The organism is Nostoc sp. C110, assembly GCF_043099725.1.
Classification (GTDB): Bacteria; Cyanobacteriota; Cyanobacteriia; order Cyanobacteriales; family Nostocaceae; genus Nostoc; species Nostoc muscorum_A.
Map to the genome: position 1 here is coordinate 5,026,425 of NZ_CP171148.1, position 13,854 is coordinate 5,040,278.

Annotated in this window: 7 protein-coding genes; 2 read left to right on the forward strand and 5 right to left on the reverse strand. The window is 38.6% G+C overall.

Annotation, left to right across the window (positions count from 1 at the left end):
- Nucleotides 1-777 (reverse strand): red chlorophyll catabolite reductase, encoded by a 777-nt coding sequence (locus ACFFRD_RS26840; RefSeq protein ID WP_392478574.1) that lies wholly within the window; start codon nt 775-777, stop codon nt 1-3.
- A gap of 593 nt (nt 778-1,370) precedes the next feature.
- Here ACFFRD_RS26840 and ACFFRD_RS26845 point away from each other — a divergent pair.
- Entirely contained in the window at nt 1,371-2,975 is a 1,605-nt protein-coding gene (locus ACFFRD_RS26845) for a sensor histidine kinase (protein ID WP_392478576.1), read from the forward strand.
- Between the two features lie 296 nt (nt 2,976-3,271).
- On the opposite strand, the gene ACFFRD_RS26850 is transcribed toward ACFFRD_RS26845, so the two are convergent.
- Together ACFFRD_RS26850 and pbpC are read right to left on the reverse strand one after the other, a co-directional pair.
- A complete protein-coding gene (locus ACFFRD_RS26850; RefSeq protein WP_392483173.1) occupies nt 3,272-4,174 on the reverse strand; it encodes an IS982 family transposase in 903 nt (300 codons plus the stop codon).
- A gap of 476 nt (nt 4,175-4,650) precedes the next feature.
- Entirely contained in the window at nt 4,651-7,035 is a 2,385-nt protein-coding gene (gene pbpC, locus ACFFRD_RS26855; RefSeq protein WP_392478578.1) for a penicillin-binding protein 1C, read from the reverse strand.
- Nucleotides 7,036-7,526: 491 nt separating this feature from the next.
- Here pbpC and ACFFRD_RS26860 point away from each other — a divergent pair, with 491 nt between their 5' ends.
- Nucleotides 7,527-13,208 (forward strand): alpha-2-macroglobulin, encoded by a 5,682-nt coding sequence (locus tag ACFFRD_RS26860; RefSeq protein ID WP_392483174.1) that lies wholly within the window; start codon nt 7,527-7,529, stop codon nt 13,206-13,208.
- Nucleotides 13,209-13,224: 16 nt separating this feature from the next.
- Here ACFFRD_RS26860 and ACFFRD_RS26865 read toward each other — a convergent pair whose 3' ends face one another.
- Both ACFFRD_RS26865 and ACFFRD_RS26870 read right to left on the reverse strand, forming a co-directional pair.
- Nucleotides 13,225-13,452: a type II toxin-antitoxin system HicA family toxin gene (locus ACFFRD_RS26865; RefSeq protein WP_392478580.1), complete on the reverse strand. Its 228-nt coding sequence runs from the start codon at nt 13,450-13,452 to the stop codon at nt 13,225-13,227.
- Nucleotides 13,449-13,652 (reverse strand): type II toxin-antitoxin system HicB family antitoxin, encoded by a 204-nt coding sequence (locus ACFFRD_RS26870; RefSeq protein WP_109007161.1) that lies wholly within the window; start codon nt 13,650-13,652, stop codon nt 13,449-13,451. The genes ACFFRD_RS26865 and ACFFRD_RS26870 overlap by 4 nt, the downstream gene beginning before the upstream one ends.
- Nucleotides 13,653-13,854: the final 202 nt, after the last annotated feature.

Here is a 13,854-nt window from a genome sequence, read left to right on the forward strand (position 1 = left end):
TTAACGATGCCTACTGCCTACACCACCCCAGAGCGATCGCACAAGTTTATCTGCCAACTCAGAACCAAACATCTGTGCGATAAATTTATTACCTGGATCGCGTTCAGCACTGGTACGCCGTACCAACAAATCACGAGTTGCCAAAGCGGTGCGTGCATCTTCTGGTAAGGGTTCAGCTGTATCTACCCAGGTTAGCCAGCGATCGAGGGTTTCGTGTGCAAGTGTGCGAGTTAGTTCGAGGGTTCCCAAGGTGGGTGTGCCTGAGTAGCACAATTTAACAGGCGATTGAAATAATCGAAGATACAGACTTTTGCTGGTAAATACCTTGAGGCGCGAATCTTCCTGTAACTTTAAGAATGTTTGATTAACTGGCTCATAGTAGCGATCGAGATATGCCAAATCGGTTAAAAGCTCAGTTCGGGCAATGTAATCTATATAAAATAATATATTTCCATTTGGAAGTGTGCCAAACTCAAAAGCCAAATGGGGAACCTGAATATGCGACTTCAACCAAGTGGTGAGACGCATAGTACTAAAGTTTGATTTTTCCGGGTTTCCCAACCACGAATGCACTAGCCAGTCAATTTCTTCCCCAGAAAAAGCAGTCAGTGAACCCTTCATATTGCCGTCGAGACTGCTGTATTGCTGTAAATCTTCTACAGAAGGGTCTGGATATAAATGGAAACGAGCCTCTAGTTTTTGGTGGAGTTCTTTTGTAATTCCCCACAACTTTTCAAATACAGCCTTATTGTCTAGATCGCTTGGTTGCTGAGTCATAGTTTGAGTTTGCGATTTTTCTATAAACTTTATATTTAGTTTGACACTTTTTGGTATCTAGCTAGTTGCCCATACCAAGTAACATATTCTATCGAATTCAGGACTGTGATAAAAAGCCCATCAACTAAAGCATGATAAAGCTATTGCAGCAATCTGTATCAACCGATGATTCTTTATTTAGCTCTTAATTTAGATGAATATTTTCAAATAGCATATATATAAATTCGGTTTGATATTCTGAAAATATACGTAGGGTGTATTAACGATAGTGTAGAACACCCAAACCTCGATAATGATGCGTTACAAACTCCCTTCAAACACACTCTACAATACCTAATCATGTTCAAAAATCCAATAGTAATTATAATAATTAAATATTTTTTTAAAAGCCAATTTATTAGGATTTAGTTTACATAATTAGCTAGAAAATGATTTTGAAATTTGCTTAATACATTATTCTAATAGTTTATTAATGTTGCTTGAAAAAGTTTTTCACACTATTTATTCGGTATTAATACTGAAAAAAAGGCTTATGGGAAGTGTTAATTTTAGTTAATACACAATTATAATCTCTCTAAAAAAACAATATAAAAATGCGCCTGCCTTACAAACTGAGATTTGTTTCTTCTCAACTAGTAACTGTAACAGTACTGCTGACATTACTCTTGTTTATTCCTCAAATTTGGCTTAACTGGCAAGTATACTATAACTTCAATAGTATTATTAAACATGAATTTAAACTACAAACGCTGAGTGATGAAATTACTTATCTTGATGAAGTATTAACGATGTCAGCTCGGATGAATGCTGCTACAGGAAACTCTATCTGGGAAAAACGATATCGCCAATTTGAGCCTAAACTAGATATTGCTATTAAAGAATCTATCAAACTGGCTCCTAAAGCATATCAAAATGAGGATGCCCAAAAAATTGATGTTGCTAATCAACTTTTGGTCACAATGGAATATAAATCTTTTGAGTTAGTTAACAAAAATCAAAAAGAGACAGCACAACTACTACTTTCTAGCCGAGAATATGAAACTCAGAAACACATTTATGCTGATGGTGTTGCCAAAAGAAATAGTAATATATTAGTTCAGTTACAGCAGAAGGTTGATGAATATTATAAAAGAATATTTTGGGCAGTTTTAGAATCTGTTATAAGTTTAGCACTACTGATTCCAGCATGGCTTTTAGTATTGAATTTATTGCAGCAATACTTAAAAGATAAAAAAATTGCTCAAGCCGCCTTAGAAGAAACAAATTGTAGATTGGAAATGCAAGTGGCGGAGAGAACGGCAAAATTAGAACACAAAAATATTCAACTAGAACAGACACTACAAGAATTACAATATACTCAAGTACAACTTGTTCAAACCGAAAAAATGTCCTCATTAGGTCAGTTAGTTGCTGGTGTTGCTCATGAAATCAATAATCCAGTTAATTTCATTTATGGAAATCTAATACATATTAGAAAATATAGTCAGCAATTACTAACTTTAATTAACCTGTATCAGCAAGAAAATTGTAATTATAATCCAGAAATAACTAGTTTGATTAACAAGATAGATTTAGAGTTTATTCTTGATGATTTGCCAAAAATATTATCCTCAATGGAAATTGGTACTGAGCGCATTTGTGAGATTGTGCTAACTTTGCGGAACTTCTCGCGTCTTGATGAAGCAGAAATGAAACCTGTTGATATTCATGAAGGAATTAATAGCACGCTAATAATTTTAGAGCATCGCCTGAAAGAAAATCATAAGCAGCAAGAAATTGCAATAATTAAAAATTATGGTGATTTGCCTCTTATTGAATGTTATGCAGGAGGATTAAATCAGGTATTTATGAATATCTTAAGTAATGCTATTGACGCTTTATATGAACAGCAAGAGGACTATTTAAAAAAAGATGTTACAAAACATCTGAATTCTATTATTATCCATACTAAAGTTAAAGATGAAGATTTTGTAATTATTAGTATTAAAGACAATGGAATAGGAATATCAGATAAAATTAAGACTAGATTGTTTGACCCTTTTTTTACTACTAAACCTGTAGGTAAAGGTACTGGCTTAGGGTTATCTATCAGTTACCAAATTATAGTAGAGAAGCATAAGGGAAAAATCAGCTGCATTTCTGCACCTGGGAAGGGTACAGAATTTGTAATTGAGATTCCCATCAAGCAGATGCAATGAAGAAGGGGAAAGGGGAAAGGGGAAAGAGAACCAGTAACTTAAAAGCAGGGGTTTCAAATATGGGCACTGCTAAGTTATCGCACTACGTGTCTTAAAAATATTCTTTTTTATTCGGGCTATTTAAAAATAGGGGATTTCTTTATACGTTGTGGGAAAAGGTTAAAGGGTAAAGGTTTTTTATTACCCCTTACCCTTTCCCCCTTTCCCTTTTTGGTAAGTAAATATAAACTCATTTGGGATCTTCTAGATTTTTAGGGCTAACCCAAGCGTATTAATTTAACGTGAGTTCGACAGAACTAAAAAATAGCAGGAGGCAATGCAGGTAAGTCTTTTGGGTAAATGTCAATAGATGGTTTTTTGGGCAAATAGGTATAAGCAGTAAGCCCTGCCATCAAATTAACCAAAAAGTTAAATGGACTACGATGGCGAGAGTGTTCTATTTGACATATATTTTTCAAATGGTCATTGACGGACTCAATGACAGCACGTTTGCGTAACAGAATTTTATCAATCAGTTTTACCAAGCGATTTTTCATTTTCTTTTTAGATTTTGTGACTAATTGCAACCCTCGCTCATATAACTCCTCAAATAATTTTTGAGAGATGTATCCTCTGTCACCAAAGAGTTTATCAATCAAGTCCTTAGTCATATCTGGGACTGGTTTTCGGTCATCTACATTTGCTGGGGTTAGTGAAAATGCGAGTAATTCTCCACAATCATTAATAATTAAATGAAGCTTGAATCCAAAGTGCCAACCCACAGAATTTTTCCCCCATTTCACCAACCCTTTAAATACCTTGTGAGAATGTGCTCTACAGTTGTGACAAACATTAATTGGGGTGGAATCAATAAAGCTAATCCCTGTAATTTCTCCTGTACGTGTATGTAAAAAACAACATAACAGCATTAAACACCAGGGCATCAGTTCCACAAACCGAGTGTAGCTGACCAGATTTGGAAATGCTTCACGCCAACTTGTCAGCACATGCATGGTATAGAATTCTTTGAAAGTCTTATATCCACTGCCATGAAATGCAATGACTATTGTCATCACCTCTGATAGATGCATTCGGGAAGTGCTGCGCCTTTCTCCTGTTGTCGATGGCAACTGTGGTACTTGCTGCCAGAGATTTTCCCACTGGTTACAGAAATCATCTACGTCGCAGAAAATTTGCGTGATGTCGAGGCGAGATATCATGGTAGACATAGCCGAGACCCTGATTTTTGTTAGATATTATTAGTCTCGGCATTTTTTTGTGACTTTTTTGCTGATTCTCAATCAATCGTAGCGATCGCTTGGCCCTGTCCAGTTGAGCAAATTCATATCTAGCAATCTTTTTGGGCTTTCCTATCCGTCGAACTCACGTTAATTTATAGTCATATCTTTGACATAATCTTGCAATGGTTTTGTCAATACACTCTGCAATAATTCACTCATCAAACCGTTTAACGGAACTAGGCAGGTAATTCCTGCCTTTTTTAATCAATGCCTTCTAGCAAGGTAAGGATTAAGCTGTTACGCAAATAAGATTGCACATCAACTGGTGAGGTTGTCCTTTGTCCTTGGTAAACACTTTTGATAAATGACAAATGACTAATGACTAATGACTAATGACTAATGACGGTCTACACGGAAAATATTGCAATATGTAGGCGCGTTAGCTTACTCTTTAATTATGGGCGATTTCCCTTTACCTGAGAATTACTGATAGAAAATCCTCGACGGGTAGGTTTAATATTAGCTAATTCCACCTTAAAACTTACCTTATCAGTCATTTCACCACTTCTCGCTTCCAAATCCCACTTTCCAGGGCGCAAATTCCAAAATAAAGAATTAGCTGAATTTGTATCTAATTTTTCCCCATTTAGCCACCATTCAACAGACGCAGATTTATTTCCCGCTAGCTTAAATTCGAGTTTTTGCTTCGTTTCTTCACCTGGATAGACTAAAAATAAATCGCCATGATGCGGGGACAAAATTCTAAAATTGGTAGAAACAAGACTCGATTGCTGTTGTTTTGCCAACCACTCGTTATACTCTGGTGGTAAGTTAAATTGGTTGTCACCTTCGTAGGCAATTTTATCTTCTGGATAGAAATATTCTTGCACCACTGAAGTACAATCTGATGTTGGTCGTAATCCCGAAATTGCACAAATAGGTAATTGCACTAAACCTTCTGGAGGCGGAAAAGCTGCTGGTTCTTGATGTTCGTGCAGGTGTAGCATAATCCGATTCCACAAAGGTGCAGCGCCTGTCACACCTGAAACTTGTCGCATCGGTTCCCCGTTGAAATTGCCTACCCAAGTAGCGACGGTGTAATCAGTAGTGAAGCCAACTGTCCAAGTATCACGAAAATTGGAAGAAGTGCCAGTTTTAACGGCAACAGGAAAGGGTAAATTTAACACGGAGTTTACACCAAATGCTGTTGCACGAGCATGATTATCACTGAGGATGTTAGTGATTAATTGCCATATTGTCGTTGAATTTTGGATATTACATCGCATATTTGGTGCGCTTTCAGCGCAACTTGGATTTTGGATTGGAGAATCGGAAAATGTGCTTACTAAAGGGATAGACTCTCCAAGTCGTGCCATAGTAACGTAAGCTCTAGCTAATTCCCATAAACTGACTTCGCCGCTACCGAGAGTTAACCCTAAACCGTAATGTTCTGGGGTTTGATTGAGATTTTCAAACCCAAGTTGATGTAATCGTTCTAAAAAAGTCTGCACACCTACTTTTTCTAAAACCCTGACTGCGGGTACATTCAACGAATTTGCTAAAGCGATTCGCACCCGCACAGGGCCAAGAAAGCGTTCGGTGTAATCGGTTGGGCTATAAAGTCTCGCACCAGGAATTGCATAACGGGCGGGGACATCTGCCAAAATGGTATTTGGGCGAATTAAACCTTTTTCTAAAGCTAATTCATACACAAAAGGCTTGAGGGTAGAACCAGGTTGACGTAGTGCTTGCACTCCATCATTGCGTCCTAGTTTTGCTTGATTAAAGTAATCAGGCGAACCGACATAAGCCAATACTTCACCAGTGTGGTTGTCAATCACCAACGCAGCTGCATCATGAACATTATTAGCGGCTAGGGAAGAAATTACCTGCTGCACCTGTGCTTCCACAAACTGCTGTAAAGGGCGATTTATAGTTGTGCGAATAACGGATTGATCCCCCCTAACCCCCCTTAAAAAGGGGGGGATTAAGCCCCTTTTTTCAAGGGGAGTTGGAAGAATTTGATTCGCTAACCAAAATAAAAAGTGTGGTGCGGCGATAATTCCCCGTGGACGAGATTGAAACACAACTTTTTCGGTTTGTGTTCGGGCTGCGATCGCACCACTTATATACTTTTCCTGTACCATCCGATTAAGGACATATTTTTGTCGCTGCTTTAACCGTTCCCAATGTTCATAAGGGTTAAAGTATGTGGGATTATTGGGGATAGCAGCCAACAAACTGGCTTGAGCAAGATTTAACTCACTTGCTGGGATAGAAAAATAAGTCTGTGCGGCTGCTTCTACACCATATATATTCCCACCCATTGGTAGCCGATTAATATATGCAGAGAGAATTTCATCTTTATTCATCCCTGCTGTTAACCGCCAAGATAGCCAAATTTCTTGCAGTTTACCAGAAAAGCTGCGGGGGACGGGATCTAACATCCGCGACAGTTGCATAGTAATAGTGGAAGCGCCGGAAACAATTCTTTTGGCGTGGATGGCTTCTTTGCTGGCGCGGATAACAGCTTTCATATCCAACGCGCCGTGATGGTAAAAGCTGCCATCCTCGGCGGCTAAAATAGCATGGATAAACTGGGGTGAAACCTGACTTAGTGCGACTACTGATGTATGTTCTTGGTCACGGGTGAGCAATGTTCCTAATGGTAAACCATTGCGATCGCTAAATTGCATTGCCAACTGATTTTGAGCAATGTCTGCGGCCCGAACGGGTGCAAAATAAGGTAATAAGCGTATAAGCAGGCAGATTACCAGCACAGCCAAGATAAATTTGCTACTGTGCTTAATTTGGAGTAGCGATCGTAAAATTAGTTTCATCAGGGAATCCCTGTCAAGAAAACCTACCTTAATTTTGACGCAGCGATTACATCGATATCAGTAAATATGTCAAATCCTTAATAATTTATTTGAAATTACTTAGCAGATGTAAATTAATATTTGCAGAAGTTAAACACTTATTAATAGTTAAGAATTGTAGTGATTTTTAGGAACAATCATACAGGATTAGTTATCTATGTAAATAAACATAGTAAAATCCAAACTCTATGTAAAAAATAGTCATATAGCATCCTTTATTTGTCTTGGCATTGCCAACTCAATAAGGTATACAAAGTTTTGTTAGCTATAACTTGTGAATTTTTTATTTTAAATTACTAAAAAATATGATTATCAGATTTTTACTCCGTTTGCACTATAAAATTGTCTATTTCTTCCTTAGCGTCCTTGGCGTACTTGGCGGTTCGTTAAAAAAAATTAGCCATTCCTCACGCCAGAAGAGAAGGATACAGTTTCTTCTCCTCTTTACATTCATGCTAGCGATGACAGGGTGTAATTTTTTTGGTATCAACTCAAATAAAGAACAACTCCCAGTAGTATCCCCACTTACACCACCAAAATTACCAGACTGGATTGAACAAATTAGTCCTATTGGCGATTCAAAACCTCTCAACCAAATTCGCATCCGTTTTAAAGAAGCTTTAATCCCAGTTGAAAGTCTTGATAATCCAGAACAACAGAAAATATTAGAAAAATTTGCCCTTTGGCCGCCTTTACCCGGTCAATTTCGCTTTTTAACACCGCGTATGGTAGGTTTTCAAGCTGAGAAAGTATTGCCAATAGCGACAAGATTTCAAGTCACTCTCAAAGCAGGTTTAGCTGATTTAAAAAATCATCGCTTAGATAAAGATTTACCTTGGACTTTCAATACCGAATCTATCAACCTGACTAATTTACCCGGTGTCAATCTCATTGAAAAGGCTGATATTGAACCCATTGATTTACAACCAAAGCTACAGTTTACTTCCAACGTAGAATTAAATTTAGCTTCCGTACAAGAAAAATTACAGTTAATTCCTGAAGGAAAAAATAAGGGTGTAGGCTTCAGAGTCGAATTAAATAAAGAAGAGAAACTAGTAAAAAATGAAGAAGACCCTTTAGAAAAATTTGACCCTTCAGCCCGCAATTGGATTTATAATCTTATTCCACAGCAAAATCTCGAAAAGGCAACCCCTTATCGCCTAGTCTTTTCTCCCGGAATACGCCCTGCTTATGGCAATCTCCCTACAGACAAAGAATTTGCTAGTAAGTTAGTAACTTATTCACCTTTAGCATTCCAGAAAATCAACTTTTACGGACAGCCAGATTCAGGTGGAACTTTTGGAAGATTTATTAAAGGCAGTCCTCAGCTAGAATTTAATAACGTCTTACTGTCAGATTCAGCTAAAGAAAGTATTACCATTAATCCAGCCCCAAAAGATATTTCGAGAATCATCCAAATCAATGATGAAGATAAAATTGTCGGCATCAATCCTTATGCGCTAGAACCTGCTCAAAGTTATACAATTACTATCGACGGAAATCTCAAAGATAAGTTTGGCCAGACTTTGGGTAAACCTGTAACACTTAAATATGATACTGGAGATTTAGCCGGGGATATCTGGGTACCATCAGATTTAAATATTTTCCCCATAGATAAAAATTTACAGTTAAATATTACTACCGGAAATCTGCCAGAATCTAAATATAAAGCAGCTTATCGAGCAGTTAAACCGACAGATTTAGTTTATTTTAATAATAGTAGTGATTTATTACCACAACCATCTGATTGGCAAAGCTTTAAGGTATCGGGTAAGAAGAATCAATCAGTTGATATTGCTGTTCCTCTGCGGGAAAAAATAAGTGCAGCTACGGGAATGTTAGCTTATGGAGTTCAAGCCCGTACTAATAAATATCAGGAAAATGGAAAGGAACTGTGGCGAGAACCTACCACTTATGGCTTAGTTGAATTGACGAATTTGGGCATATTTACTCAGTGGTTCCCTGATTCAGGCTTAATTCGCGTCAATCATCTAACAGATGGTTCGCCAGTTCAAGCGTCGGCTGTGGAAATTTATCAATCAAAATTACAAGCAAAATCTCGCCCCGAACCAGTACCTTGTGCAACTGGTAAAACTGATGAGAATGGAATTTTTAGAATTGTTCGTGAAGGATTACAGCCATGTTATGCTGGCAATGAAAGTTCTAGTAAATCGCCACAATTATTAGTAATTGCCCGTGAAAACCAAGATTGGGCATTCGCTAGAACTGAAGAATATAGCGGCGTTTATGGCTACGGTATTGATGCAGGTTGGCAAGATAGTAAGCCAGAATCACGCGGGGTAATTTTCTCAGACAGACAGTTATATCAACCAGGCGAAAAAGCTTGGTTAACTGGGTTTGCTGGCTTCTTGCAAAATGGCACAATCCAACAAGATAAAAATGCCGTTTACCAATTAACTTTATTAAATCCTGATGGACAAAAGACCAACTTAGGTACACAAACTACAAATGAATTTGGTACGTTTTCTCTGGAATTGCCAATCAAGACTACTCAGCGCTTAGGCTACCATACAATCCAAGCTAAGGGTAAAAATGGACAAGAACTTTCTGGTGAATTTCGGGTAGCTGAGTTTAAGCCACCAAATTTTAAAGTCGAACTAAACTTAGATAAAGAATTTGCTTATATTGACGATAAAGTTGATATTAATGCAACAAGCAATTATTTATTTGGTGCGCCTGTAGAAGGTGGAGAAGCAAAATACTTTATTACTCGTCAACAGGCTAATTTTATTCCCAAAGGTTGGGACGAATTTACTTTTGGTCGGCAGTGGTTATGGCCAGAAGAATCTCCTAGTATCTCTAGTGATGTCTTGCAAAATAATACCCAACTAGATGCTAATGGTAAAAGTAGTCAAACCGTGAGTGTGGCTAATGATTTACCATATCCCATGACTTACCAAGTAGATGTGCAAGTTGCAGATGTTTCTAATCTGTCTGTAGCGAATTCCAAAACTTTTACAGCCTTACCAAGTAATCGTCTAATTGGGTTAAAAAGTAATTTTATTACTGATGCTGGTAAGGCTTTTCCTGTTGATGTGGTTGTTACCGACCCTACAGGAAAACCGATAACAGGTCAACGAGTGCGTCTGGAATTACAAGAGATTAAATACAGCAGTGTCACTCAATTAGTTGAAGGTAGCCGAACGGCAAAAAATCAAGTTGAATATAAAACAGTGGGACAAGCAGAAATTACATCTGCTAGTAATCCCCAATCGGTAAGTTTGACAGCACCAGAATCTGGTTCATACCGAATTAGAGTTAATTTTAGTGATGCAAAATCCGAATTAAGTGCCACAGATTTACAAATTTGGGCAACTGGACAAAACCCAGTATTTTGGGGTTCGAAAGAAAAAGATGTCTTAGAACTTAAATTAGATAAACAAGAGTTTAAACCTGGTGAAACTGCTACTGTACTAATTCAATCTCCTTATCCAGATGCAGAATTGTACTTTGCGGTGATTAAAGACAAACCCCTTTATCAACAAATTACCAAGGTTCAGGGAAGCGCACCACAAATTCAGTTTCAAGTTACACCAGAAATGCTGCCAAATGCAGCCATTGAAGCTGTATTAGTAAGGCAAGGTAAACCCATCAGCCAAGTGGAAGTAGGAAGTTTAGATAACTTGGTGAAGATTGGTTTTGCACCTTTTAAAGTTAACTTAGAAGATAAGTATTTAAAACTGCAAGTTAAGCCAGTGCAAGCATCATTAGAACCTGGTGCAGAAGAAACAGTACAACTAGAACTGAAGGATAATCAAGGAAATCCCACCAAAGGACAGTTTACAGTCATGGTGGTAAATGAAGCGGTGTTACAACTTTCTGGTTATCGTCCACCAGATTTGGTGGATACAGTTTATGCAGAACAGACAATATCTACCCGCTTTAACGATAATCGCGCGGATGTCATATTACAACCGCAAGATGTAGCTAAACCTAAAGGTTGGGGTTATGGTGGTGGTTTCTCAACTGGTGCAGCTAATACTCGCACTCGCACCGATTTTAAAGCCTTAGCTTACTACAACGCTTCTGTTTTCACCGATGCAAATGGTAATGCACAGATAACTTTTAAACTCCCGGATGACTTAACTACATGGCGGGTGATGGCTGTAGCCACTGATGGAAATCTGCGTTTCGGGAATGGGGACGCGACGTTTATCACCACCAAGCCACTGCTAACTAATGCCATCTTGCCACAATTTGCACGTCCAGGCGATCGCATTCTCGCTGGTTTATCCGTCACCAACAACACCGGGAATACAGGAAATATCTCAATTAATGGCGAACTTAGCGGTACGGTGAAGTTTGCTGACAAAAACCCCACAACTACTGCATTGCAAACCAAAACTGAATCTGCAACTCATGCTTATCGCTTTCTAATGGTGGCGGATAGCGTCGGAGTTGGTAAGGTTCGCTTTACCACTCAGCTAAATGGTACAGACGCAGATGCTTTTGAAGTTCCTTTAGAAATTAAGCCAGTTGAAATTACAGAACAAGTCGTTGAAACTGGTGTCACCGAAAAACAGGTGAAAATTCCTCTGAATGTTGATAAAAATACCTTCCCTGATGCGGGAGGTTTAGATATTCAGTTGGCGAGTACCTTAATTCCAGAGATTCAAGCACCAGCAAAGCAGGTTTTAAAAGATAATGATTTGCCGTTTACAGAACCTGCTGCAAGTCAATTAATGATTGCGGCTAATTTGCAAACTATCGCCCAAAAATATGGCCAAACTTTCGCAGAATTTAATCCTAGCCAACAAGCTAATTTAGCAATCGAACAATTACAAAAACTCCAAATAGCCGATGGTGGTTTTGCTGCTTTCCCCGGACAAGAAAAATCCGACCCTTGGATTTCTGCTTATGCGGGTGAATCTTTGGCTAAAGCCAGTCAGGTGTTCCCTAATTTAGTCGATTCTGGAATGCTGTCTCGCCTCAAAACTTATCTGCAAAAAGTTCTGGCGAATCCTGGAGAATACGATTTTTGCAAACAACTACTCTGTAAAAGGCAACTGCAAATTAATGCTTTAATCGCTTTATCAGATTTAGGAGATAAACGCAACACTTTTCTCGCAGATATTTATGAACAGCGCAATAATTTTGATTTAGTAACTCAAATTAAACTAGCGCGATATTTATCTCAATTCCCAGAATGGCAAGATGAATCTCAACAATTAGTAAACAAGCTGCAACAGAATATCTCTGAAACTGGCCGCACAGCAGTTGTGAGTTTACCCAGCAGTTGGGGATGGATGAGTTCATCTACGACGACGCAAGCGCAAGCTTTACGCTTATTTATTGCCAAAAAAAGTAAACCCGAAGTTATAGATAAGTTATTCCAAAGCCTTCTCGCACTGCGACGAGATGGCACATGGCAAACTAACTATAACAATGCCCAAGCACTAACAGCTTTGGTAGATTATAGTCAACTGCAACCCACACCGCCGAATTTTGTTGCCACTGTGCAATTAGCTGGTAATAAGTTAGGAGAAAATCGCTTTGAAGGTTACAAAAATCCTAGCTTACAACTAATTGTGCCGATGAATCTATTACCTCGTGGTCGTAATGATTTAACGCTGCAAAAAGCAGGTAATGGCACTTTACATTATCTGGTTGCTTATAATTATCGCTTGCAAGGAAATCAACCAGGCAGATTTAACGGTTTACGCATAACGCGAGAAATTAGTCAAGTAAATGAAGAGAAAGTTTTACAAAAAACGGGGATTTACGCTTTCGATAAACCCTTGACTTTAGCTTCTGGACAGGTGTTTGATATTGGTTTAGAAATCATCGCCGATCGCCCCGTAGATCATATAGTAATTAAAGATCCGCTACCAGCAGGTTTTGAGGCGGTGGATGCAAGTTTTCAAACTACCACAGCTGCATTACAAGCAAAAGCCGATAGCTGGGAACTTGGCTTTAGAAATATCTACCGCGATCGCATTATCGCCTATGCTGACCACCTGGAACCAGGAGTTTATAGCCTGCATTACTTAGTCCGTTCTGTCACCCCTGGCACATTTTCCTGGCCTGGTGCAGAAGTTCACCTGCAATATGCACCAGAAGAATTTGGGCGTACTGCTGAGTCTACATTGATATTGGAGGATGGAAAGTCATGATTTATGCCATCTTTGGCTACAACAAATCTAAAAATCTTTCCAAGTCTATACGAGCCTGCTTTAAAATCTTAGCTAGGGTGAAACGCTTAACTGACCGATGAGCCGGAACAGTCAATTTCAAGACTTCATCCGGTATGCTCTTTTCTAATCTAATATGACTACCTCGCTGGCGTACAACTATCCACCCATCCCGTTCTAAAGCAGCGATAATCCGAGTATAGGGTAAATTGGGAACTTTGCTCACAGTACCAATTCCCTGACAATTACGCCTTCTTGAGTAATCAACTCATCTTCCAATGGCTCTAGGTAAAGTTCTATTGCTTCTTGGATATTCTCTAATGCTTCTTCTACTGTTTCTCCTTCGCTTATACAGCCAGGAAGTGAGGGAACATGGACAGTGTATCCGCCTTCGTCACTGGGTTCTAATACAACTTTCAGTTTCATAACTTCGAAATGAACTTACTTTTCTATTTTTAATGATTTTTAGTCATCACATTGTAATTGAAGGCATGAAAATTTGAAAGGAGCTATGCCTACGGCGGGCTACGCCTACGCATGATCGCCCACACCAACCACCTAAAACCAGGTGTTGCTGGAATGATGAAAAGTTCACCAGAGAACAAGTAGCAATCTGGTATTACCTTTA